This is a genomic window from Billgrantia antri, from assembly GCF_019430905.1.
In the GTDB taxonomy this organism is placed as follows: domain Bacteria; phylum Pseudomonadota; class Gammaproteobacteria; order Pseudomonadales; family Halomonadaceae; genus Halomonas; species Halomonas antri.
The window spans coordinates 98,280-120,346 of sequence record NZ_JAHYCA010000007.1; the positions used below are offsets into that span (position 1 = coordinate 98,280).

Annotated in this window: 22 protein-coding genes; 12 read left to right on the forward strand and 10 right to left on the reverse strand. The window is 66.7% G+C overall.

Annotated features, from left to right (window positions below; all coding sequences use genetic code 11):
• Window positions 1-96: 96 nt before the first annotated feature.
• Window positions 97-1,185, forward strand: a complete 1,089-nt coding sequence (locus KPL81_RS17530) for a TRAP transporter substrate-binding protein (protein ID WP_219793278.1) — start codon at window positions 97-99, stop codon at window positions 1,183-1,185.
• A 63-nt stretch (window positions 1,186-1,248) separates the two neighbouring features.
• On the opposite strand, the gene KPL81_RS17535 is transcribed toward KPL81_RS17530, so the two are convergent.
• Window positions 1,249-1,656, reverse strand: a complete 408-nt coding sequence (locus KPL81_RS17535; protein ID WP_209475022.1) for an acyl-CoA thioesterase — start codon at window positions 1,654-1,656, stop codon at window positions 1,249-1,251.
• A 165-nt stretch (window positions 1,657-1,821) separates the two neighbouring features.
• Between KPL81_RS17535 and KPL81_RS17540 the strand changes: the two genes are divergently transcribed.
• Genes KPL81_RS17540 through cysZ form a run of 6 tightly spaced genes read left to right on the forward strand, consistent with a single transcriptional unit; the run spans window position 1,822 to window position 7,855 of the window.
• Window positions 1,822-2,787, forward strand: a complete 966-nt coding sequence (locus KPL81_RS17540) for a PstS family phosphate ABC transporter substrate-binding protein (RefSeq protein ID WP_219793279.1) — start codon at window positions 1,822-1,824, stop codon at window positions 2,785-2,787.
• A gap of 43 nt (window positions 2,788-2,830) precedes the next feature.
• A complete protein-coding gene (locus KPL81_RS17545) occupies window positions 2,831-3,964 on the forward strand; it encodes an ABC transporter permease subunit (protein ID WP_219793280.1) in 1,134 nt (377 codons plus the stop codon).
• Window positions 3,961-5,511: a phosphate ABC transporter permease PstA gene (gene pstA / locus KPL81_RS17550; protein WP_219793281.1), complete on the forward strand. Its 1,551-nt coding sequence runs from the start codon at window positions 3,961-3,963 to the stop codon at window positions 5,509-5,511. Before KPL81_RS17545 ends, pstA begins: the two co-directional genes overlap by 4 nt.
• Before the next feature lie 17 nt (window positions 5,512-5,528).
• Window positions 5,529-6,341 carry a phosphate ABC transporter ATP-binding protein PstB gene (gene pstB, locus KPL81_RS17555; RefSeq protein ID WP_209475014.1) on the forward strand — a complete coding sequence of 271 codons (813 nt, stop codon included), beginning with the start codon at window positions 5,529-5,531 and terminating at the stop codon, window positions 6,339-6,341.
• Between the two features lie 33 nt (window positions 6,342-6,374).
• Window positions 6,375-7,103 carry a phosphate signaling complex protein PhoU gene (phoU, locus tag KPL81_RS17560; protein ID WP_209475012.1) on the forward strand — a complete coding sequence of 243 codons (729 nt, stop codon included), beginning with the start codon at window positions 6,375-6,377 and terminating at the stop codon, window positions 7,101-7,103.
• A gap of 20 nt (window positions 7,104-7,123) precedes the next feature.
• Window positions 7,124-7,855, forward strand: a complete 732-nt coding sequence (cysZ, locus tag KPL81_RS17565) for a sulfate transporter CysZ (protein ID WP_209475011.1) — start codon at window positions 7,124-7,126, stop codon at window positions 7,853-7,855.
• Window positions 7,856-7,884: 29 nt separating this feature from the next.
• Here the strand turns inward: cysZ and phoR are convergent, their stop codons facing one another.
• From phoR to KPL81_RS17585, 4 genes are all read right to left on the reverse strand, one after another.
• Window positions 7,885-9,204 (reverse strand): phosphate regulon sensor histidine kinase PhoR, encoded by a 1,320-nt coding sequence (phoR, locus tag KPL81_RS17570; RefSeq protein ID WP_219793282.1) that lies wholly within the window; start codon window positions 9,202-9,204, stop codon window positions 7,885-7,887.
• Between the two features lies 1 nt (window position 9,205).
• Window positions 9,206-9,895, reverse strand: a complete 690-nt coding sequence (gene phoB / locus KPL81_RS17575) for a phosphate regulon transcriptional regulator PhoB (protein WP_209475007.1) — start codon at window positions 9,893-9,895, stop codon at window positions 9,206-9,208.
• An 83-nt stretch (window positions 9,896-9,978) separates the two neighbouring features.
• Window positions 9,979-10,872 carry a 4-hydroxybenzoate octaprenyltransferase gene (ubiA, locus tag KPL81_RS17580; RefSeq protein WP_209475005.1) on the reverse strand — a complete coding sequence of 298 codons (894 nt, stop codon included), beginning with the start codon at window positions 10,870-10,872 and terminating at the stop codon, window positions 9,979-9,981.
• Between the two features lie 29 nt (window positions 10,873-10,901).
• On the reverse strand, window positions 10,902-11,489 hold the full coding sequence (locus KPL81_RS17585; RefSeq protein WP_240549363.1) for a chorismate--pyruvate lyase family protein: 588 nt from the start codon (window positions 11,487-11,489) through the stop codon (window positions 10,902-10,904).
• 82 nt (window positions 11,490-11,571) lie between these two features.
• Here KPL81_RS17585 and KPL81_RS17590 point away from each other — a divergent pair, with 82 nt between their 5' ends.
• The 4 genes from KPL81_RS17590 (at window position 11,572) to KPL81_RS17605 (ending at window position 14,651) form a co-directional block, all read left to right on the forward strand.
• Window positions 11,572-12,732, forward strand: a complete 1,161-nt coding sequence (locus tag KPL81_RS17590) for an FAD-dependent oxidoreductase (protein WP_219793283.1) — start codon at window positions 11,572-11,574, stop codon at window positions 12,730-12,732.
• Window positions 12,733-12,894: 162 nt separating this feature from the next.
• Entirely contained in the window at window positions 12,895-13,209 is a 315-nt protein-coding gene (locus KPL81_RS17595; protein ID WP_209475001.1) for an HU family DNA-binding protein, read from the forward strand.
• An 81-nt stretch (window positions 13,210-13,290) separates the two neighbouring features.
• Window positions 13,291-13,647 carry a hypothetical protein gene (locus KPL81_RS17600; protein ID WP_219793284.1) on the forward strand — a complete coding sequence of 119 codons (357 nt, stop codon included), beginning with the start codon at window positions 13,291-13,293 and terminating at the stop codon, window positions 13,645-13,647.
• A gap of 35 nt (window positions 13,648-13,682) precedes the next feature.
• A complete protein-coding gene (locus KPL81_RS17605) occupies window positions 13,683-14,651 on the forward strand; it encodes a LysR family transcriptional regulator (protein ID WP_338035637.1) in 969 nt (322 codons plus the stop codon).
• Here KPL81_RS17605 and KPL81_RS17610 read toward each other — a convergent pair.
• The 5 genes from KPL81_RS17610 to KPL81_RS17630 all read right to left on the reverse strand — a co-directional run bounded on the left by KPL81_RS17610 (window position 14,630) and on the right by KPL81_RS17630 (window position 19,633).
• A complete protein-coding gene (locus KPL81_RS17610) occupies window positions 14,630-16,180 on the reverse strand; it encodes an aldehyde dehydrogenase family protein (RefSeq protein WP_219793285.1) in 1,551 nt (516 codons plus the stop codon). The genes KPL81_RS17605 and KPL81_RS17610 overlap by 22 nt on opposite strands.
• A complete protein-coding gene (locus KPL81_RS17615; RefSeq protein WP_219793286.1) occupies window positions 16,177-17,064 on the reverse strand; it encodes an NAD(P)-dependent oxidoreductase in 888 nt (295 codons plus the stop codon). Before KPL81_RS17615 ends, KPL81_RS17610 begins: the two co-directional genes overlap by 4 nt.
• Window positions 17,065-17,164: 100 nt before the next feature.
• Complete coding sequence (locus KPL81_RS17620; protein ID WP_219793287.1) at window positions 17,165-18,325, reverse strand: amidohydrolase; 1,161 nt, start codon at window positions 18,323-18,325, stop codon at window positions 17,165-17,167.
• Between the two features lie 11 nt (window positions 18,326-18,336).
• Window positions 18,337-18,825 (reverse strand): hypothetical protein, encoded by a 489-nt coding sequence (locus KPL81_RS17625; RefSeq protein ID WP_209474991.1) that lies wholly within the window; start codon window positions 18,823-18,825, stop codon window positions 18,337-18,339.
• Window positions 18,815-19,633, reverse strand: coding sequence for a DUF3100 domain-containing protein (locus tag KPL81_RS17630; protein WP_209474989.1), 819 nt, complete (start codon window positions 19,631-19,633; stop codon window positions 18,815-18,817). The genes KPL81_RS17625 and KPL81_RS17630 overlap by 11 nt, the downstream gene beginning before the upstream one ends.
• Before the next feature lie 215 nt (window positions 19,634-19,848).
• Between KPL81_RS17630 and yccS the strand changes: the two genes are divergently transcribed.
• Window positions 19,849-22,062, forward strand: a complete 2,214-nt coding sequence (gene yccS, locus KPL81_RS17635; RefSeq protein ID WP_219793288.1) for a YccS family putative transporter — start codon at window positions 19,849-19,851, stop codon at window positions 22,060-22,062.
• Window positions 22,063-22,067 lie beyond the last annotated feature (5 nt).

Consider the following 22,067-nt stretch of genomic DNA (forward strand, 5'->3'; position numbering starts at 1 on the left):
CCTTGCTGCCCAAATGGTCATTAAGCATACTCACAGGCGGACACATCGCGCTTGATTAGACGCGACTCAGAATAACCATCCGGAGTCATGCCCCCCATGCAACGCCGCAAATTCCTCAAGACCGCCGGCCTCGGTGCCGCCGGTGTCGTCGCCGCTCCCTTCGTCTCCACCGCCAAGGCGCAGGAGACCATCACCTGGGACATGGTCACTTCCTGGCCGACCAACTTTCCGGGCCTGGGCACGGGTGCCAACGAATTCGCCCAGCGCATCGAACGCCTTTCGGGAGGACGCATGCGCGTTCGCGTACATGGTGCCGGCGAGTTGGTGCCACCGCTGGAGGTCTTCGATGCCGTGGCCGCCGGCACCGCCGAGATGGGCCACTCGGCCTCCTACTACTGGCGTGGCAAGGTCGCTGCCTCGCAGTTCTTCACCGCCGTGCCCTTCGGCATGAACACCACCGAGACCAACGCCTGGCTTTACTACGGCGGCGGACAGGAACTGTGGGACGAGATCTACGCCAAGCACAACCTCAAGCCGTTCCCGGTGGGCAATACCGGTACCCAGATGGCCGGCTGGTTCAAGAAGGAGATCAACTCGCTGGAGGACATGCAGGGACTCAAGCTGCGCCTGCCGGGCCTCGCCGGCGAGGCGATGAACGGTATCGGCGTGACCACCGTCAACATGCCGGGCGGCGAGATCTTCACCTCCATGCAGACCGGCGTCCTCGATGCTGCCGACTGGGTCGGCCCCTACAACGACATGGCCTTCGGCCTGCACCAGGTGGCGGACTACTACTACACCTCGGCCTGGAACGAGCCGTCGGCGATCCTCGAGGGTACCGTCAACCTGGACGCCTGGAACGAGCTTCCCGACGACCTCAAGGTGGTGGTGACCGAGGCCGCACGTGCCTCCAACCTGGCGATGGTCAGCGAGTTCGCTTTCCGCAATGCCCAGGCGCTGGAGACGCTGGTGAAGGAGCATGGCGTGCAGCTGCGCAGCTTCCCGGACGACGTCATGCAGGCGCTCTACGAGTCCTCGCAGCAGGTGATCCAGGCGCAGGTGGAGAGCGACCCCGACTCGGCCAAGGTCTACGAGTCCTACCAGGCCTTCCAGCAGATGGTGAGCACTTTCACCGACGTAGGGGAATTCGCCTACCTCAAGACCCGCGAGAAAGTCATCGGCTGAGCCCGACGACCTACAAGAATACGAGGGCGCCTTCACGGCGCCCTCGTGCGTTGTGAGAGCGGCTCAGCCCGGCTGGTTGACGGCGCGGATGCGGCCCTTTTCGTCGAGCGCCACCATCACGAAGCGTGCCTCGGTGACCTTGTGCAGTTCGCTGGTCTCGCGTTCGTGGGGTTGGCGAATCCACACCTCCACGTCGATCTTGATCGAGCTGTGGCCGATCTCGCGTACGGCAGTGAAGATGTTGACCATCGAGCCGACGCGCACCGGACACAGAAAGTCCATGGTCTCGATGGCCACGGTGGCGGTACGGCCATGGGCTTCGCGGCCTGCCGCCAGTTCGGCAGCCTGGTCCATGTGGCGCACCAGCCAGCCACCGGGAATATCACCGTAGAGGTTGGTATCCTGCCGGTTGGCCAGTAACTTGAGGGTCAGTTGCCCTTGGGGGGCGGGAATATCGTCGAGGTCGGTCATGGAATGTCGTAAGCTCGGCTTGTTGTTGTGGGTGCTGATATTGCATCGCAGCGATCATTGTCGGCCATCTTATACGTCGTGGCTTGTGCTAACCAGCGCTGCGACAAGTCGCCCCAGACGATTCGTTACTGCGACAGCCACCCTCGAGACCAAGAGGAGACCGGCATGATTTCCTTCGGCAAGCGACATGGCCGGTGTGGGCTACGTCACGGCTGTCTTGCCGCGCTGTTGACGCTGCTGTCAGCGATCGTACAGGCCAGTGAGCCGCCGGTCGGTAACCTGGGGGTGGTGGGGTCCGACACCATGGCAGGCCTGATGCTGCGCTGGGGCGAACAGCTGAGCGAGCGCCATCCCGGCATCCGCCTGCAGTTGCAGGCCAGCGGATCGGCCAGTGCTCCACCGGCCCTGGCGGCCGGTACCACTCGGCTTGGCCCCATGTCGCGGCCGATGGACGAGGAGGAGCGCCGCGCCTTCACCCAGCGCCATGGATATGCACCGGTGGAAGTGGAAGTGGCCCGGGATGCGCTGGCCATCATCGTCCATCGTCACCATGACCTGGAAGCGCTGCGCCTGGAGCAGGTCGATGCGATCTTCTCACGCACGCGTCGCTGTGGCGACGAGCTCGATATAACCCGCTGGGAGCAGCTGGGTATCGACGGTCGAGTCGGGCGTATCGAGCTGCATGGGCGCAACCCCGCCTCGGGTAGCTACGGGCTGTTTCGCCAGCGCGCCCTGTGCGGGGGCGAATATCGCTGGCGGCTCAATGAGCATCCCGGGTCGGCCGCGGTGGTGGCGGCCGTCACGGAGAGCCGCGAGGCGATCGGTTATGTCGGTCTCAATCATCTCACGCCTGGGGTAAAGCCCCTGGCGCTGGAGGATGCCGACGGCGAGCTGAGCCTCCCCGAAGCCGAGCAGGTTCGCCGGGGTGACTATCCACTGAGCCGCTCGCTGTACCTCTATGCCAACTTGCCACCAGGCAAGGCACCTTCGGGCCCGGAGCGGGCGCTGCTGGAGCTCATCCTCTCGCCGGAGGGGCAGCGCACCGTCGCCGAGCTGGGCTTCGTGGCGCTGTCAGACACCGCACTGGCGTCCCAGCGTGAGCGCCTGGGGCTAGACGAACCACTACCGTGACGCTGTCATTCAACTGTCATCAAGCCGTTATACGCTGCCGATCATGATAGAGCCCTCTCCCGTCTCCTCCTCTCCGCGGCGCGCGTGGCGCCGGCAACGCGACCGGTTGGCTACCGCCCTGATCATGGCAGGGGGAATCGGGGTAATTGGGGCCGTGCTGGCCATCGGTGTGTTCCTGGTCTGGGAGGTTTTGCCGGCGCTGCTGGGCGGCGTCCTCGAGCCATCGCAAATCCGCACGACACTCACCCCCATGGCCTGGGGCACGCTGAAGGCAGCATTCTGGGCGATGGCCTTTGCCAAGCCTCTGGCGCTGGGTGCCGCGATCCACTCTTCGCTCTTCATGTCGCAACGGCTGCGCAGTCGCATGAAACCCACCCTGGAGATGATGGAGGCGTTCCCCGGCGTGGTCATCGGCTTCGTGGCGGGGTTGCTACTGGCCCCGTGGGTCGAGCGGCACCTGGCAGGGTCACTGGCGCTGTTGCTGGTATTGCCGCTGGGGGTGCTGCTGGCCGCCGAGGCGTGGCGACGTCTGCCTGCGGCGGGACGCCGCCACCTGCCGTTGACCTGGGCCGGGCTGTGGCTCATGCCATGGCTGGCACTGTTGACCTGGCTCACCTTGGCCTTCTCGCCTGGAGTCGAGTCGTTGCTGTTCGGTGGTAATCTGCGCGAATGGTTGGATGCCGAGCTAGGCATCGATTACGCCACACGTAACGCCATGATCGTTGGGCTGGCGATGGGGATCGCCGTGATGCCGAGCGTCTATGCCTTGGCCGAGGATGCGCTCTCCGGCGTGCCGAGCCGGCTCGGTGAGGGCGCACACGCCCTGGGTGCGACGCGTTGGCAGACTTTGTGGCGGGTCGTGCTGCCGGCTGCCGCGCCGGGGATCTTTGCGGCGGTGATGATCGGTGCCGGCCGCGCCGTGGGCGAGACCATGATCGTGCTTATGGCAAGCGGCAATACGGCAGTGATGAGCCTCAGCCCCTTGGAGGGTATGCGCACCATGGCGGCGGGCATTGCCGTCGAGCTTCCCGAGGCCGTGCCCGGCAGCGAGGCGTACCTGCTGCTGCTGCTGGCGGCGCTGCTGCTGTTTCTGTTCACTTTCCTGGTCAATACGCTGGCCGAGGTGGTGAGAAGCCGGCTTCGGCGTCGCTACCGCTGGCTGGGTGGTTCACCATGAGGCGCAGGCGTCCCTTGCCTCGTTCGGAAGGCCCTTGGGCCTGGCTGGCGGCCGGAAGCGTGGCGCTATCGCTGCTGATGCTGACCGCCTTGCTGCTGCTCATCGCCGTGCGCGGGCTGGCTCACTTCTGGCCGGCGACGGTGGTACAGATCGAGATGCAGGATGGCCGGCTCCTGGCGGGTCAAGCGGTACGCGAGCTGCCGCTGGAAGAGGGGCATGGCAATGAACGACTTTACTTCACCGGCAATCGCGACCTTGATGGGGAGATCTGGCATTGGCTGCCGGTGGACGCCATCGCCTCCGTCGAGCGACCGCCGGAGCTGACGGTGCTGGAGCGTCGCCACCACGGTCGCTTCATTGGCCGCCTGATCGCGGTGGGAGACGCCGGTACGATAGACGGCAATCATGCTCAGCAAGCCGTCTGGACCAGGCTTGAGGCCCGACTGGCGGCACTGGAGCAGTTGCGCGGCGAGCGCGAACGGCTGCGTCGGGAGGTATTGAGGCCGCTGATCCGCCGGCTCGATGCCAACCCCAATGATGCCGATGCCCAGCTGGCACTGGTCGAGGCCAACGCCCGCGTCTACGATCTGCAGCTGGCGATGCGTGGCGAGGTGGCGCTGCTCGAGAGCGTCGACGGACGGCGTCTGCGCCAGCCGCTGGAGGAGGTACTGCGCGCGTGGCGGCCCAATGCCATGTCGCTGCCGCAGAAGTTGGCCGCCTGGGCAGGCGGCGTATGGCGTTTCCTGGCCGAGGGGCCGCGTGACGGCAACACGGCCGGTGGCGTGTGGCCGGCGATTTTCGGTACCGTGCTGATGGTACTGTTGATGTCGCTGTTGGTGACTCCCTTCGGCGTGCTGGCAGCGGTCTACCTCAACGAGGTGGCGCATCAAGGGCGCTGGACGAACCTGGTGCGGATCGCGGTGCGCAACCTGGCGGGGGTACCCTCCATCGTCTACGGCGTGTTCGGCCTGGGGGTATTCGTCTATGGTATCGGTAGTTCGCTGGACGAGTGGTTCTTCAGTGACTCGCTGCCATCCCCGACCTTTGGTACCGGTGGGCTGCTGTGGGCGTCGCTGACGCTGGCGCTGCTGACGCTGCCGGTGGTCATCGTGGCCACCGAGGAGGGACTGGCACGGATCCCCGTCGAGCAGCGTGAAGGCGCCTTGGCGCTGGGTGCTACTCGCTTCGAGACGCTGGCCCGAGTAGTGCTTCCGATGGCAGTGCCGGCCATGCTCACCGGCGTGATCCTGGCGGTCGCCCGGGCTGCCGGCGAGGTGGCGCCGCTGCTGCTGGTCGGTGTGGCCAAGCTGGCACCCCAGGTACCGGTTGACGGCGAGTTTCCCTTTCTCCACCTCGAGCGCAAGTTCATGCACCTGGGCTATCACATCTATGACACGGCATTCCACGGCAGCGACGTGCAGGCGGCCATGCCGCTGGTCTTCGCTTCGGCGCTGCTGCTGGTGCTGGTCATCCTGGTGCTTAACCTGACTGCCATCTTTCTGCGACACCATTTTCGCGTGCGCCACGGCGTGCAGCCGCGGCCTTGAGGAGCAAAGACACAGCGATGACCTTGCCGTCCCGCTTCCAGCCCAGCCCGGGTTCGATCATCGACTTCCCCCCCGAAGCCAGCTGCTTCCAGATCGAGGGGCTGGGGTTGTCCTATAGCGGCAAGCCGGCGCTGCGAGGGCTCTCGCTGCGGGTTCCCCGGCACCGGGTCACGGCGTTCATCGGCCCGTCGGGCTGCGGCAAGTCGACGCTGCTGCGGGCGCTCAACCGGCTGCACGACCTCAACGAGGAGGTGAGCTACGAGGGAAAAATCCGGCTCGAAGGCGAAGACATCCACGCGCCCGAGGTGGCAGTGGACGAACTGCGCCGACGTGTCGGCATGGTGTTCCAGGTGCCCAACCCCTTTCCCATGTCGATCTACGACAACGTGGCCTTCGGGCTGCGCCTGCAGGGGGGGCTGACCCGCCGGCGCATGGACGACATCGTCGAATGGGCGCTGAATGCCGCGGCGCTCTGGGATGAGGTTAAGGATCGCCTGCGTGCCTCGGCATGGTCGCTCTCCGGCGGTCAGCAACAGCGTCTGGTGATCGCTCGCTCGCTGGCGGTACGCCCCGAGGTGCTGTTGCTCGACGAGCCGGCCTCGGCGCTGGACCCGATCTCTACACTCAAGATCGAGGAGCTGATTCGCAGCCTGAAGTCGCAGCTTACGCTGATCCTGGTCACCCACAACATGCAGCAGGCGGCGCGGGTTTCCGACTATACCGCCTTCCTGCAGGACGGCGAACTGGTGGAGTACGCCCCCACCGACACCCTGTTCACCAACCCCAGCCTGCGTCGCACCGAGAACTACATTACCGGCCGCATGGCCTGACGAGGCCGGCCACGCCAGCCCGAGGAGAGAACGATGGACATCACCAGCGATACCCACAGTCAGCACATATCCCGCCAGTTCAACCAGGAGCTGGAAGCGCTCAAGACCCACCTGATGACCATGGGCGGGCTGGTCGAGCAGCAGGTCCAGGAGGCGATCCAGGCGCTGCTCGATGGCGACAGCCGCCTGGCGGAGAAGGTGCGCGATCGCGATCGCGACGTCAACGCCATGCAGCTCAAGATCGACGACGAGTGTACCCGGGTGCTGGCCCGCCGCCAGCCGGCGGCCTCCGACCTGCGCCTGGTGCTGGCGGTGATTCGTGCCACCGCGGATCTCGAGCGCATCGGCGACGAAGCGAGCAAGATCGCGCGCAACGCGCTGACCCTGATCGACGGCGGCAACAACGTCCGCGGCCTGGTCGAAGTACGCCACATCAGTGAGCACGTTCGCCGCATGCTGCGCGACGCTTTGACCGCCTTCGCCCGCTTCGACACCGAGCTGGCCCTGCAGGTGGTGCACGAGGACGACTCGGTGGACGATGAGTACGGCAGCGCCATGCGCTCGCTGATGACCTTCATGATGGAGGACAGCCGCGCCATCGGCCCGGTGCTCAACGTCATGTGGATCTTGCGTGCGCTGGAGCGGGTCGGCGATCATGCCGACAACCTCGCCGAGTACGTCATCTATCTGGTCAAGGGACTCGACATTCGTCACATGGACCCGGATCAGATCGACGAGGATGCGCTGACGCGCAAGGAGTAACTACCCGAGAGAGGATTCGGATGCTGAACGCCTTTGCGGCGCTGACGCGCGGGACGCGGCTGGTCTATGGCCGCGGCCTGCGCCGCTATGTTTACGCCCCTATCGCCGTCAACCTGATGGTCTATTCGGCCATGCTCTACTACGTGATCAGCCACTTCGGCGGCTGGCTGGAGAGCTGGATGGCCATGGTACCGGCCTGGCTCGGCTGGTTGGAATGGCTGATCTGGCCGCTATTCGTGGCTAGCCTGGTGTTGATCGTGTTCTTCACCTTCACCCTGGTGACCCACCTGATCGCCGCGCCCTTCTATGGCTTCCTGGCGGCCAAGGTGGAAGTGCAGGCCACCGGCCGGCCGCCGCTCGACGACCGCGGCCTGGCGCGCACGGCGGTGGATGCCCTGGGGCGCGAGCTGGTCAAGCTCGGCTACATCCTGCCGCGCGCCCTGGTGCTGCTGGTAATCAGCTGGATTCCCGCGCTCAATGTCGCCGCCCCTTTCTTGTGGGCGCTGTTCTCGGCCTGGATAATGGCGATCACCTATCTCGATTATCCCATGGACAACAACAAGGTGAGTTTCGCCGACATGCGTCGCCGGCTCTCCTCGCATACCTGGCACACTCTCACCTTCGGCGGCTGGGTGACGCTGATCACCTGGATACCGCTGGCCAACCTGTTCCTGCTGCCCGGCGCCGTGGCCGGCGCCGTGCTGATGTGGGACCGCCACTATCGCGGCGAACGTGATCTCGCCACGACGTGAGCCGTGACGCCGTTCGTGACTGTCTCGCTTCAGCGTTCGGAGACTTGCTTTGCCGTCGCCTCGGCCACCACCAGCCGGGAGGCGGGGAACACGCAGCGGAACAGGGCTCCGCGGCCTGGGTGGGAGTCGATCTCGAGGTAGGCGTCGTGGCGTAGCAGCACGTGCTTGACGATGGCCAGTCCCAGGCCGGTGCCACCACTTTCGCTGCTGCGTCCCTTGTCGACCCGATAGAAGCGCTCGGTGAGCCGGGGGATATGCACCGGGTCGATGCCCTCGCCGTCGTCTTCCACCTCGAGACAGGCGCCCCTGGGGTGCGATTTCCAGCGCAGCACGATGTGGCTGCCCTCGGGGGTGTAGCGCACCGCGTTGGAGGCCAGGTTGGACAGCGCGCTGTGGATCTCGCTATCGCTGCCGAGCAGGCATTGCGCCTCATCGAGCTCCACCCGGATCTGCTGGCGGCCGGCCGCCAGCGCCTCGGCGTCGCGGCGCACCTCTTCGAGCAGCGTGGCCATGGGCAGCGGCCGATGGTCCTCGCCGCCCTGGTCGATCTCCAGCCGAGACAGCAACAGCAGGTCGTTGACCAGGTTCTGCATGCGGGTCGTCTGCTCCTGCATGCGGGTCAGGCCCTGAGCGAGCCGAGGCGGCAACTGCTGGGCATAGGTGACGTAGGTCTCGAGGTAGCCGGCCAACACCGTCAACGGCGTACGCAGCTCATGGGAGACATTGGCGACGAAATCGCGGCGCATCTCCTCCAGGCGGTGCAGGCGGGTAATGTCACGCGCCATCACCAGGCGTTCGTCGTCACCGTAGAGCGTAATCTGGAACTGCAGGACCTGGCGTTCGTCGACCGGGGAGGCCAGCGTCAGCGGCTCGCGATAATCGCGGGCGTTGAAGTAGGCGACGAAGCGGGGATCACGCACCAGGTTGGTGATGTGCTGGCCGCGGTCATGGGCCGCCTTGAGCCCCAGCATGCGTTCGGCGGCGCTGTTCCACCATTCCAGATCGCCGTGCGGGTCGAGCATCACCACGCTGTCACGCATTGCCTCGGAGGACTCCTGAATGCGCTTCAGGGTTGCCTGCAGACGGTGTTGGGTATGTCGCTGACCCTTCTGGTAGCGGTACAGGCGGTCGAACAGCTCGCCCCACAGGCCGGTGGCCGCGGGCGGTTCGCTGTGCGGGTTGCGGGTCAGCCAACGGCGCAGGGCATGCAGCTGGCGAAGATGATAGATGAGGCGCAGGGCGAGCCCCGCGGCGAGCCCCAGCCCGGGGGCGGAAAACAGCCAGCCGACCAGGCTGCCCGCCACGGCGAGCAGGCCGAGACGCCAGAGTTCATGGCTCCAGGAGCGCACGTCAGCCCTTGTTGGAGAAGCGGTAGCCGGTGCCGCGCACGGTCTGGACCAGATGCTGGTGGGCATCGCCCAATGCCTTGCGCAGGCGGCGGATATGCACGTCCACGGTGCGTTCCTCGACATAGACGTTGCCGCCCCATACCTGGTCGAGCAACTGGCTCCGAGTGTAGGCACGTTCCTGGTGGGTCATGAAGAACTGCAGCAGGCGGTACTCGGTGGGGCCCATCTCCAGCGCCTTGCCGCCGGCGCTGACGCGGTGGCTGACCGGGTCGAGCACGAGGCCGTCCACTTCCACCGGTTCCTCGACGCCCTTGGGTGTGGTCCGGCGCAGTACCGCCTTGAGTCGGGCCACCAGTTCACGAGGCGAGAAGGGCTTGGTGATGTAGTCGTCGGCGCCGGCCTCGAGGCCCTGGATCTTGTTGTCCTCTTCGCTCTTGGCGGTAAGCATGATGATCGGCAGCTCACGGGTGGCTTCCTCGCGCTTGAGCCGGCGTGCCAGCTCGATGCCGCTGGTACCGGGCATCATCCAGTCCAGCAGCAGCAGGTCGGGCTGGTTGTCGACGATCATGCTGTGGGCGCTCTGCGCGTTGGCAGCCTCCAGCACGCGATAGTCGGCCATCTCCAGCGCCACCGCGATCATCTCGCGGATCGGCGCTTCGTCATCGACGATCAGAACGGTCTTGGCGGTCATCCCGAAGCCTCGCGGTCAGTGACGGGTCGGTGACGATCTCACCACGTCATCATGACACTTGGATGACAACGCGGCCATAGGGGCTAGACACCGGCGGCAGGCCACAGGCTTAGCGCGATGCCGGCGAACGCCAGCAGCCCCGACCAGTGGTTGTTGAGGAAGGCCTGGAAGCAGCGATCGCGCTCGCGCCGGCGGATCAGGAACTGCTGGTGGACGAAGGTGGCGGCCATGCCCGCCAGGCCCAGCCAGTGGAACGCGCCCAGCTCGAGGCGCAGCCCGACCCAGCCCAGCAGGCCCAGGGTGACCAGCTGCAGCAGGCCGATCATGGCGCGATCGGTACGACCGAACAGCACCGCCGTGGACTTGATGCCGATCTTGAGGTCGTCGTCGCGATCGACCATGGCGTACTCGGTGTCGTAGGCCACCGTCCACGCCACGTTGGCGGCGAATAGTAGCCAGGCTTCCAGGGGCACATGACCCAGCACCGCACCGAAGGCCATCGGGATCGCCCAGGAGAAGGCGGCGCCGAGAAACAGCTGCGGCAAATGGGTATAGCGCTTCATGAACGGATAGATGAATGCCAGCGCCACGCCCACCAACGAGAGCAGGATGGTAAACGGGTTGGTGAACAGCACCAGCACGAAGGCCGAGGCGACCAGACCGGCGAACAAGCCCTTGGCCTCGCGTTCGCTGATGCGCCCGGTGGCCAGCGGCCGGTTCTTCGTACGCTTCACGTGACCGTCGAAATGGCGGTCGGCGTAGTCGTTGATCACGCAGCCCGCGGCGCGCATCAGGTAGACCCCGGCGACGAAGATCAGCAGCAGGTGGCGTTCGGGAACCCCGGCGGCGGCCACCCACAGCGCCCACAGCGTGGGCCACATCAGCAGCCAGGTGCCGATGGGGCGATCCAGCCGCATCAGGTGCAGGAAGTCGGGCACGCGGGCCAGCCCCTTGGGGCGCATCAGAGAGCGTTCCATCGGTGTCTCCTCATTCGATGGCGATCATCCTAGCGTGATGGCAAGCCCAATTCATCCGCCATCGCGTCGAGGAAGAACTCCTGTACCAGCACGGCGAAACGGCCGTGGCGGAATACCGAACGCCGTCCCCAGGGGCCGAACGCCGGGTGAAAGGACGCTGTGGCGGTCGTGATCTCGATGGGGCTGCGCTGCAGATCGGGCTGACGGAACAGCCAACTGCCCAGCGAGCGCTCACCAAGCCGTTCGAGGCGCTGGCCACGCAGCTGCGCCAGCGGAGCCACCGAACGCGCCACCACCCAGGGCCGCTCGTCGAGGCACAGCGCCACTTCCCGCAGCCAGGCGAGACGATCGAGGGGCAACCCGAGCGCCTGGGCTTCGTCGAGGCTTGGCTTGCCCAGGTGCTGGCCGAGCAGGCGCACGCGGAAGGCACGGCCGGCGCCGGCTTCGATCAACCGAGCGGTGAGCGAATCCCGCGTGGCCACCCAGGCCCACCAGGCTGGGCTCATTGCTGGCCGGCCCGCCAGCAGTGGGCGCCAAGAGGCGGCAAACGAGGAACGGGTATGGCGCTCCGTGCGGTTGCGGGTCACCGGCACCTCCGGGTCGAATATGGGGCGCATAGTGTAACATGCGGTCCTGACGCACTTGCGTGCGCCATGCTGTGTTTCGCCGTGTACGGGCAGCTTTTTTACAAGGAGTTCCATGAGCGCACCTCTCACTATCATCGGCTCCGGGATGGCGGGCATCGGTCTGCTCAAGCAGCTGCGAGCGCTGGGTGTCGAGCGCCCCGTCACCCTGATCACTGGCGACAGCGGCGACGACTATTCCAAGCCGCTGCTCTCCACCGGCTTCGCCAAGCGTCTGGCCCCCGAAAAGCTGGCGGCACGCTCGGCGCTGGAGGTGGCCGCTCAGCTGGGCGCGGTGGTGCGCACCCACACCCGGGTCGGCACCGTCGACCCGCAGGAGCATTGCCTGCACATCGGCGAAGAGCGCCTGGCCTACGGCGAGCTGGTACTGGCCACCGGGGCCGCTCCGGCGGTGCCGTTCGCCATCCCCGAGGCGCTTGCCGGTCGCCTCTTCACGATCAACGATCTCGACGACTATCGCGCCTTTCATGCCGCCCTCGAGGCACTGGCTCGGCCTGCCCGCGTGGCTATCATCGGTGCCGGCCTGGTGGGCTGCGAGTTCGCCAACGACCTGGCGGCGGGCGGCCATGCGGTGAGTCTGGTGGCGCCGGAGCAGGCACCGCTGCCGCGCCTGTTGCCGGAGCCGTTGGGGCGCGCGCTGGGCGAGGTGTTCCGCGACGCCGGCATGACGCTCTATCTGGGACGCGGCCTGGAGCGGCTGGAACCGGCGGGTGGCGACGTCGGTCTGGTGCTGGAGGATGGCCAAGGGCTCGAGGCCGACCTGGTTCTGGTGGCCACCGGACTGCGCCCGCGCAGCGAGCTGGCCCGCGAGGCCGGCCTGGAGGTGAGCGAAGCCGGCATCCAGGTCGACCGTTACCTGGCGACATCGGCACCCGGCGTGCACGCCCTGGGCGATGTGGCCTGCGTGGCCGGAATCAACGCCATGTACGTCCAGCCGCTGCAGGCCAGCGCCAAGGCGCTGGCACGGACACTGGCCGGCACGCCTACCCAAGTGAGCTACGGTGCCTGGCCGGTGCTGGTCAAGACGCCGCTGCTGCCGGTAGTGGCGCTGCCTCCGCTACAGGCGCCTGCCCGCTGGCGAATCGAGGGGGATGGTACCGACCTGGTCGCCTTTGCCGAGGATCAGGACGAACGTTTGATCGGCTTTGCGTTGACAGGAGCCTGCGTGAAGCGGAAAGTTGAGCTGGCGCGAGCGACGCCGCCGTTGCTAGGCTAGTCACGTCATCGCCTCGGCCGGCTGCGCAGTGCGAGCCGCCGTTGGTCGACACGCTTGGTGCTTCAAGGGCAAGGGACGAACCCGCACATGGGAACGGGCTCTCCCGGGGAAGTGACAGGCGGCTCGAACTTGACCACTGATGAATAACAACATACCGGCACCATGCCGGGACATAGCCAATACCAGGAGGGCTGTAGTATGCGTAAGCCAGATCTTGCTGCGGCAATTGCCGAGCGTGCGGAACTTTCCAAGGACAAGGCCAGCCAGGTGCTCAACGTCATTCTCGACGAGATCACCGGTAGCGTGGCCCAGGGGCAGGACGTGTCACTGATCGGGTTTGGTACCTTCACCGTGCGTGAGCGCGCAGCCCGCACCGGCAAGAACCCCCAGACCGGCCAGCCGTTGGCCATTCCGGCCAGCAAGACCGTGGCCTTCAAGCCGGGCAAGGGTCTCAAGGACGCCGTTGGCAAGGGTTGATTCGTCGTCTCGAATCCTCTCGTGACGCGGCCTGACCGTCAGGCCGCGATATCTCTTCTCCACGCTCGGATCGGACTCGACATGAAGCTGCGACTGATGCTGTGGCTGCTGGGTTTGATGCTCAAGCGTGCCCAGCGCCGCAAGCCGGGGTTCCGCCGGACGCTCTCCGAGATGCGCCGCCTCGATTGGGGTATCGCCACCGAGGATCTCGCCATTGCGCGCCACTTCCGTATGTCCCCCCAGGGCATCCAGACCGGTGCTGGGTTGCCGGTGGACCTCGACCTGGAGCTGCGCTTCGACGACGAGGCCACTGCCGTAAGGGTGCTGCGCAAGCCGACCCAGCAAGCCTTTCTCGACGGCATGATGGCCGGCAAGGTGCGCCTGGTCGGCGACTCGAGTGACCTGAAGAAGCTGCAGAAACTGCTCAAGCAGCTTTGACCGCCTCCCGACAGACTTTCACGGCGTGACGTGACGTGGACATTCCCCACCAGCGGCTAGTCTATTTTCGAGTCACCCTCGAGTCCGGCTCGGTACGGCAGGCAGCCGCGCGGCTCGACATAGCCCCCTCGGCGGTCAGCCGACAACTCAACCTGTTGGAAGAAGCGCTGGGGGCCACCCTGCTGGAGCGCAAACGCAGCGGCATCCGCCCTACTCCGGTGGGCGAGATGCTGCTGGAATACTGCGAGCGGCGCGGCGCCCTCGACGAGAGCTTCATCACTTCGCTGGAGGCCTACCAGAGGCTGGAGACCGGCACCGTATCGCTGGTGGTGGGCGAGGGCTTCGTCGGTGACCTGATCGCCAAGCCACTGCGCGAGTTCACCGAACGCTATACCGGTATCCAGCTCGACATCCACTTGGCGGGCACCTCAGGCATCATCGAGGCGATCATCGACGAACAGGCCCATATCGGCCTGATGTTCCATGAGCGCACGCATCACCAGCTGCGCCTCTGGGTCTCCAGCCCGCAGCCGCTGATGGCCATCCTGCCACCCGAGCATCCGCTGGCCGAGCGGGCCGAGCCCCTGACCCTGGCTCAACTCAGCGAGGAGCCGATGGCGATGTGGGATCCCAGCCACCAGGTGCGGCAGATGGTCGACCAGGCCTTTCACCAGGCGCGGCTGCGTCCGCGCATGAGCATGAATACCAACTCCATGGCGGTATTGGCGCAGTACGTGCGCAGCGGCATGGGCATCACCCTGCTGCCGGCCTTTGCCGTGGCCCGCGATCTCGAAGCGGGAACGCTGGTGGCGCGACCGGTCGACGATCCGCTGTTCCTGCGCTCCCAGGCGCACATGGTCACCCGCATCGGGCGCCAGCAGCCCAAGGCCAGCGTGCTGCTGCTGCGTCACCTGCAGCGCTGGATGCAGGCCTTCCGTGGCGCCGCAGTGCCCTCCCTCGAGAGCGCTGCGGCGGGCGGCGATCAGCCTACGCCGTTACCGTAGCCCATCGCCACGCTGGCTTCTCCGGCGGTCTCCACCCACACGCTTTGCGGCAGGGTGTACTCGCGCAGGCCGTCGAGGCCACTGGAGCGGCCGAAGCCGCTGTCGCCGAAGCCGCCGAAGGGCGACATCACGCTGATCGCCTTGTAGCCGTTGATCCACACCGTGCCGGCACGCAGCTGACTGGCCACCCGGTGTGCGCGGGCCGGGTCCTGGGTCCACACCGCACCGGCGAGGCCGAAGCGGGTGGCGTTGGCCAGGCGTACGGCGTCCGCTTCATCGTCGAAGGGCATTGCCACCAGCACTGGGCCGAATACCTCCTCGCGAGCGATCTCCATCTCCGGCGTGACGTCGACCAGCACGGTGGGGGCGAGGAAATAGCCCTGCGCCTCGTCGGGCAGCCCCGGCGGACGGTTGCCGCCGACGATCACCCGCGCTCCCGCGGCCACGGCATCATCGATCATGCGCGTCACGTGGGCGTACTGGCGGGCGTTCTGCAGCGGCCCCATGCGCGTCGCCTCATCGCCGGGCAGGCCGACTTTGATCCCGGCTGCGGCGCGCGCCAGCCGCTCGGTCACCTCCGCGAAGGCCTCACGCTGGACCAGCAGGCGCGAGCCGGCCACGCAGCTCTGCCCCGCCGCGGCGAAGATCGCCGCCTGGGCACCGGCCACGGCAGCGTCAAGCTTGGCATCGGCGAAAACGATGTTGGCCGACTTGCCGCCCAGCTCCAGCACGCTCGGCACCAGCCGCCGGGCGCCAGCCTCGGCGATCAGCCGACCGCTGTGAGGCGAGCCGACGACCACCAGCTTGCTGATACCCTCATGACCGGTAAGCGCCGCGCCGGTGCTCGGCCCCAGGCCGTTGACGATATTGACCAGTCCCCTGGGCAGGCCGCCTTGTTCCAACAGCCGGGCGATTACCACCGAGGTGAAGGGAGTAAGCTCCGAGGGCTTGAGCACCACGCCGTTGCCGGCGGCGACGGCCGGGGCGAGCTGCCAGGCGCAGGTGAACATCGGCGCGTTCCACGGCGTGATCTGTCCCACCACCCCATAGGGCACGTGGTGCACGTAGTTGAGGTGGCTGGTGGGTACCGGGATCACCTCGCCGTGCTGCTTGTCGCACCAGCCGGCGTAGTACTCGAACATCTCGCGCACCTTGCCGACCTCGCCGCGGCAATCGCGGATCGGCTTGCCTGCCACCACGCTCTCGAGCTGGGCCAGCGTTTCCTCGTGGCCTTCGAGGCCGCGTACGGCGGCGTTCATGCGGCGTCCGCGCTCGCTGGCGGTAAGCGCCATCCACGCCTGCTGCGCCTGGGCGGCAGCGGCGACGGCGCGCTCGACCAGGGTCGGGCCGGCATCGCGGTAGTCGACAAGTGCCTCGCCGGTGGCGGGGTCGATCAGCGTGATCGCCTCGCCTTCGCCCGGGCAGGGGGCACCGTCGATCCAGTTGGAGAGCGGCACCTCGCCCTGCAGCTCAAAATCCTCCAGCAGCGTCGAGAGTCGGTCACGGGCCTGTTGGTTGAGACGGTTCATGGCGCAGCCTCCTCGGCGGGGGCAGCAGCGGCCAACAGCGCGCCGGCGATCCGGTTGAAGTCGTCGCCATCGGCGGGATGCTCCGGGTCGGCGTGCCACGCCTCTACCACGGCATCGAGTAGACCCGGCGGCATGTCGAAGCGCTCGGCAGCGTCGCGGGCCAGGCGCAGGTCCTTGCGCATCAGACCGGTGGTGAAGCCGGAGTCGAAGCGCCCGGAGAGGATCCATTCGGGGAAGTTGACCTCGCTGACCGCGCTGCGTCCAGAGCCGCTGTTGAGTCCGGCCAGGCAGGCGGCGGGATCGACCCCGGCGCGGGCGGCCATGGCCACCGCCTCGGCGGTAGTCAGCAGGTGCGCGGCGCACAGATAGTTGTTGGCCAGCTTGACCACATGGCCGCTGCCCGGCCCGCCGACATGGGTGTAGCGGGCCGACATCGCCTCGAGCATCGGCGCCAGGCGCTCGATGGTGACCGTCTCGCCGCCGAGCAGCATGCCGAGCTTGCCCGTCGCCGCCCCCTTGGGGCCGCCGCTGACCGGGGCGTCGAGCCACGCCAGCCCGGCGGCCTGCACCTTGGCGGCCAGCTCCCGGCTGATCACCGGGTCCGAGGTCGAGGTATCGACGATGACGCTGCCCTTCGGCGCCAGGCCGAGCAGGCCGGGCGAGGTCTCGATCACCTCCCGCACCTGGGCCGAGGTGGGCAGCGACAGCAGGTAGACGTCGCTCGCTGGCAGCTCCTCGGGGGCGACCACCGGCAGCCCCCGCTCGGTCAGGCGCTGGCGGGTGCTTTCGAACAGGTCGCTGCCGGTGACGTCGAAGCCGGCGGATTGCAGGGTCAGGGCCATGTTGCCGCCCATCTGGCCGAGGCCGATAACGCAGATTCTCATGGACGTTCCTCGATAAGATGCAAGATGTGGTGTTGGGCAGGTGCGTCGATCCGGGCCGCAGCAGCGCCGCGGCCAATGGAAGACGTGGCGGAAGCCGCCGTCAGTCGTCGAGCAGGGTCTTGACCAGCGCCTGCCAGTAAGCCACGCCGAGCGGGGCGATGGCGTCGTTGAAGTCGTAGTGCGGGTTGTGCAGTGCCGCGCTCTCCACGCCGTTACCCAGCCAGATGTAGGCGCCGGGACGGGCTTCGAGCATGAAGGCGAAGTCCTCCGACGCCATGCTCGGCGGCAGGTCGCGATGCACGCGGGTGATGCCCGGCAGCGTCTCCAGCACCTCGGCGCAGCGCAGCGCATGCTCGGGCGCGTTGATCGTGGCGGGGTAGCGTGACTGGTAGTCGAGTTCGACCTTGAGGCCGTGAAACCCGGCCAGGGCCTCGACGGCATCGCGGAAGCGGCGCTCCAGATAGGCGCGCAGCTCGCCGTCGAAGCAGCGCAGGGTGCCGCGCAGCTCCACCGTTTCCGGGATCACGTTGAAGGCGTCGCCGGCATGAAACTGGGTGATGCTGAGCACGGCGCTCTGGTGGGGCGGCGTCTCGCGACTGATCAGCCCCTGCAGCTGGCTGGCCAGCTGGCAGGCGGCCAGGATGGTGTCGCTGCCCAGGTGGGGCATGGCGGCGTGACAGCCACGTCCGCTGAGCCTCAGGGTGAAGACGTCGAAGGCGGCCATAACCGCGCCGTCGTGTACCGCCGCCTCGCCCACGGCGAGCCCCGGCCAGTTGTGCAGGCCGTAGACGGCTTCCATGGGGAAGCGCTCGAAGAGCCCCTCCTCGACCATCACGCGGCCGCCACCCTCGCTCTCCTCCGCCGGCTGGAAGATGAAGACCACCCTTCCGGCGAAGTCGGGATCGGCGGCCAGCGCGCAGGCCGCCCCCAGCAGCATGGTGGTATGCCCATCGTGGCCGCAGGCGTGCATCTTGCCCGGTACCTGGGAGGCGTGGGCGAAACGGTTGGCCTCCTCGACGTCGAGTGCATCGATATCGGCCCGCAGCCCGATGACACGCCCTGGGCCGCGCCTGCCGTCGAGAATCGCCACGACGCCGGTGCCGCCACCCAGGCCGGTCACGACCTCGAGCCCGGCCTGGCGCAACAGCTCGGCGATGCGCTCGGCGGTACGATGCTCCTCGAAGGCGGTTTCCGGGTGGCGATGGAAGTCGTGGCGCCAGGCCGTGAGGCACTCGGGCGTCGGCAGCAGGCGGTCATCCATGGACGGGCTCCTCAGAGGATCAGGTGGGCGATGAAGGCCGAGGCGACGAAGGTGCCGGTGAACACCAGCAGCGAGACGATCACCAGCTTCCAGCCGGTCTGGCGGAACATGGTGAACTCGCGGCCGGTCAGCGCCAGGCCGGCATAGGCCAGTACCGGCGTCACCACGGCGAGGAAGTTGACATGGGAAAGCTGCTCGACGACCCAGGCGCTGCCAGGAAATGAGGGCAGTGTCATGGCGATGCTGACCAGCGAGACCCAGGCCACGCTGGGCAGGTAGAACGGGACGAGGCGGCCGATGACCAGGCCGAGCATGACCATGGCGTAGAGCAGCACCATGCCCGGTAGCGCCTGGATCAGTGGGGCGCCGTTGATCATGTTCGAGAACCAGGCCGCCACGCACACCGCTGCCAGCAACAGGGCGGTCTTGCCGAGCTGTTGCTCGGGGCGCAGCTCCGCGAGGGTCTCGGCGTTCAGTGCGGAAGTGGTATCAGCTTTCATGGCGGACCTCCTGCAGGGGGTTGCCGCCCAGACGCTTGTAGAGCCATTCGGCCGCAGGCAGGGCGATGAACAGGGAAACGTAGAGGCCGGTGGCGTAGGTCAGCAGGTTGCTGGCACCGGAGAAGGCCAGCAGCTCGTCGCGCAGATGAGGCGCGGCTTCGGCCAGGGCACCGGAGCAGGCCGCCACCATGCTGCCGCTGCCCACACCGCAGGCCATGGCCAGTGCACGGATGTCGAGAACGTTAAGCGAGGCCAGGTAGCCGGCCATCAGCGCGAAGTAGAGGGTGCCGAACATGGTACCCACCACGTAGACCCCCATGATGCCGATCCCCTCGGGGCTTCTCAGGCCGTACTTGTCGGAGATGATGGCGATGTTGGGCTCGCGGGCGATGGAATAGGTGGCGCCGATGGCCTCGCGTCCCATGCGCAGCACCAGCACGGCGAAGGGCAGCGCCAGCAGCATGGTGCCGAGGTTGCCGAGTTCCTGCAGGATCAGGGCGGGGCCGGCGGCGATGATCTGTTCGATGGCCGGGCCGATGGTGGAGCCGAACTTGGCGATGAATGGCAGGATCGAGATCATGATCAGCGGGCCGGCAGCGTTGCTGACGCGCTTGGGAATGATCCGCTGCATGCCCGAGAACAGGTGCGGGTTGAGCAGTACGCCAATGATGAAGGCGTAGAATAGCGGCAGCAGCAACAGCGTGCCGGGGCCGAGGGGAATGCGCAGGATGCCGATCGCTTCGGCCAGCAGCGACGCCAGCACCACTGTCAGGTGCAGACGCCAGTCGAGTAGCAGTTTCATGTCCATGGAGTTGTCCTTGTCGTGGTATGGGACACCTCGAGTATCGAAAGGAGTGCGTTCCAATGGTAGTCGGCCTGTGTTCTGTTTTTTTGCACACCTGCTGCGATGCCCGGCGTACCAGGCCAGCGCGAGGTGCCTGGCGGCGGCAAATGCGTTGGACTTATACGAAAGTCGTGTGTCGCGTAGAATGATCATAGTCTCCCGCCACTAAGCCGAGCCTCATGCCGACTTCGTTCTCCCTGTCGCTGCGGCGTCTGTGGACGCTGGACAAGTTCGCCTACAGCCTGCGCGTATTCCTGGCCCTGAGCGGCGCGCTGCTGTTGAGCTGGGCGCTGGCCGACATCAGCCTGGTGATCCCGCTGTTCCTGGGCATCATCGCCAGCGCGCTGTCCGAAACCGACGACAGCTGGCAGGGTCGTCTGCAGGCACTCGCGGTCACGCTGCTTTGTTTCGCTGCCGCCTCGCTCGTGGTGCGCTGGCTGTTCCCCTGGCCGTGGCTGTTCGCCCTGGGGCTGGGCGTGGCCACCTTCGCGCTGATCATGCTGGGCGCCATCGGGCAGCGCTACGCCACCATCGCCTCGGGCACACTGATCCTGTCGATCTACACCATGATCACAATCGAGCACCATGGTGGCGCGCCGCAGGCGGACGACTGGGGGCAGACGTTGCTGATCCTCGCGGGGGCGGCCTGGTACGGTGCAATTTCGGTGATCTGGTGTGCGCTCTTCTCGCGTCAGCCGGTCAAGCAGAGCATGGCCCAGCTCTATCGTGAGCTGGGCAACTACCTGATCTTGAAGGCGACGTTGTTCGAACCGCTGCGTGGTGTCGACATCGAGGCGCGGCGTCTGGCGCTGGCCCGGCAGAACGGCCGGGTGGTGACGGCGCTCAACCAGGCCAAGGAGATGATCTTCCGCCGGCTCGAGGGGCAGCGTGGCGAGGGCAAGCTCAACCGCTATCTAAGGATCTACTTCATCGCCCAGGAGATTCATGAGCGGGCCAGCTCCACGCATTATCCCTATGCCCGGCTGACCGAGGCGTTCTTCCATCACGACGTGCTGTTTCGCTGCCAGCGCCTGCTCGACCAGCAGGGACAGGCATGCAAGCGGCTGGGCAAGGCGCTGCTGCTCAACCGTCCCTTCGAGCACGACCAGAGCGAACAGGCACTCGCCGACCTGCGTGCCTCGATCGACCACCTGCGGGCGATGCGCAATCCGGCCTGGCGCGAGCTGATGCATCCGCTCGCGGCCCTGGCCGACAATCTGGCCACACTCGAAGGGCAACTGGCCTCGGCCGACAATCCGGACAGCGCCGAAAGCCCGGGAGATACCAGCCTGTTCGATCGTTCGCCCGGCAGCGTGAAGGATGCCTGGGAACGTGTTCGGCTCAACCTGACGGTGGCGTCGCCCACCTTCCGCCACGCCATTCGCCTGCCCATCGCGCTGCTGTCGGGCTATGGCCTTCTGCAACTGATCCATCCCACCCAAGGGTTCTGGATCCTGCTGACCACGCTGTTCGTGTGCCGTCCCAACTTTGCCGCCACCCGGCGCTTTCTGACCCAGCGCATCGCCGGTACCGTGCTGGGCCTGGTGGCCGGCTGGGCGTCGATCACCCTGTTCCCCTCGGCCCTGCTGCAGACGCTTATCGCGGTAGTTGCCGGTGTGACCTTCTTTGCCACCCGCGAGAGGCACTACGTCGCTGCCACCGCCGCCATCACCCTGCTGGTGCTGTGCAGCTTCAACCAGGTAGGGGATGGCTTCGACCTGATCTGGCCGCGGCTCTTCGATACTCTGATCGGTGCGCTGATCGCCGGGGCGGCGGTCTTCTTGATCCTGCCCGACTGGCAGGGGCGGCGCCTGCACCGTGAGGCAGCCAACGCACTCGAGGCCAGCCGGCATTATCTCGAGGAGATCCTGCACCAGTACGCCAGCGGCAAGCAGGACGACCTCGCCTACCGCCTGGCACGGCGCAACGCGCACAACGCCGATGCGGCACTGTCGACCCTGCTGGCCAACGTGCTGAAGGAGCCCGAGCCCTACCGCAAGCGTGTCGCCAATGACGGCTTTCGCTTCCTGGTGCTGTCGCACACCCTGCTGAGCTACCTTTCCGCACTGGGAGCGCACCGGCAACGACTCGGCGAGAAGGCGGACGATGCCCGGTTGTTCCCTGAGGGGCGGCGCATCGCCGGCTATTTGGCGATGCTGGCGGAGCACTTGGCTCGGCGCACGAGTGCTGCTGGGCTCGAGGAGGCGCGGGAGGCATTGTTGGCACGGCTCGAGGACAAGCCCCCCGCATGGGAAGCGGAGGACTATCGGCCGATGCAGACACAATTGCTGCTGATCGCCCAGCAGCTCGGGCCGCTGACCGATGCCGCCGAGCGCCTGATCGCGGTACAGGACGACCGCGACGACGCCCCGAGCGCAGTGAGGACGGGATAGCCGCC

Excerpts from the sequence above, each read along its gene's own strand:
- KPL81_RS17530 (WP_219793278.1), top strand. The coding sequence starts at position 97 with ATGCAACGCCGCAAATTCCTCAAGACCGCCGGCCTCGGTGCCGCCGGT.
- KPL81_RS17535 (WP_209475022.1), bottom strand. The coding sequence starts at position 1,656 with ATGACCGACCTCGACGATATTCCCGCCCCCCAAGGGCAACTGACCCTC.
- KPL81_RS17540 (WP_219793279.1), top strand. The coding sequence starts at position 1,822 with ATGATTTCCTTCGGCAAGCGACATGGCCGGTGTGGGCTACGTCACGGC.
- KPL81_RS17545 (WP_219793280.1), top strand. The coding sequence starts at position 2,831 with ATGATAGAGCCCTCTCCCGTCTCCTCCTCTCCGCGGCGCGCGTGGCGC.
- pstA (WP_219793281.1), top strand. The coding sequence starts at position 3,961 with ATGAGGCGCAGGCGTCCCTTGCCTCGTTCGGAAGGCCCTTGGGCCTGG.
- pstB (WP_209475014.1), top strand. The coding sequence starts at position 5,529 with ATGACCTTGCCGTCCCGCTTCCAGCCCAGCCCGGGTTCGATCATCGAC.
- phoU (WP_209475012.1), top strand. The coding sequence starts at position 6,375 with ATGGACATCACCAGCGATACCCACAGTCAGCACATATCCCGCCAGTTC.
- cysZ (WP_209475011.1), top strand. The coding sequence starts at position 7,124 with ATGCTGAACGCCTTTGCGGCGCTGACGCGCGGGACGCGGCTGGTCTAT.
- phoB (WP_209475007.1), bottom strand. The coding sequence starts at position 9,895 with ATGACCGCCAAGACCGTTCTGATCGTCGATGACGAAGCGCCGATCCGC.
- ubiA (WP_209475005.1), bottom strand. The coding sequence starts at position 10,872 with ATGGAACGCTCTCTGATGCGCCCCAAGGGGCTGGCCCGCGTGCCCGAC.
- KPL81_RS17585 (WP_240549363.1), bottom strand. The coding sequence starts at position 11,489 with ATGCGCCCCATATTCGACCCGGAGGTGCCGGTGACCCGCAACCGCACG.
- KPL81_RS17590 (WP_219793283.1), top strand. The coding sequence starts at position 11,572 with ATGAGCGCACCTCTCACTATCATCGGCTCCGGGATGGCGGGCATCGGT.
- KPL81_RS17595 (WP_209475001.1), top strand. The coding sequence starts at position 12,895 with ATGCCGGGACATAGCCAATACCAGGAGGGCTGTAGTATGCGTAAGCCA.
- KPL81_RS17600 (WP_219793284.1), top strand. The coding sequence starts at position 13,291 with ATGAAGCTGCGACTGATGCTGTGGCTGCTGGGTTTGATGCTCAAGCGT.
- KPL81_RS17610 (WP_219793285.1), bottom strand. The coding sequence starts at position 16,180 with ATGAACCGTCTCAACCAACAGGCCCGTGACCGACTCTCGACGCTGCTG.
- KPL81_RS17615 (WP_219793286.1), bottom strand. The coding sequence starts at position 17,064 with ATGAGAATCTGCGTTATCGGCCTCGGCCAGATGGGCGGCAACATGGCC.
- KPL81_RS17620 (WP_219793287.1), bottom strand. The coding sequence starts at position 18,325 with ATGGATGACCGCCTGCTGCCGACGCCCGAGTGCCTCACGGCCTGGCGC.
- KPL81_RS17625 (WP_209474991.1), bottom strand. The coding sequence starts at position 18,825 with ATGAAAGCTGATACCACTTCCGCACTGAACGCCGAGACCCTCGCGGAG.
- KPL81_RS17630 (WP_209474989.1), bottom strand. The coding sequence starts at position 19,633 with ATGGACATGAAACTGCTACTCGACTGGCGTCTGCACCTGACAGTGGTG.
- yccS (WP_219793288.1), top strand. The coding sequence starts at position 19,849 with ATGCCGACTTCGTTCTCCCTGTCGCTGCGGCGTCTGTGGACGCTGGAC.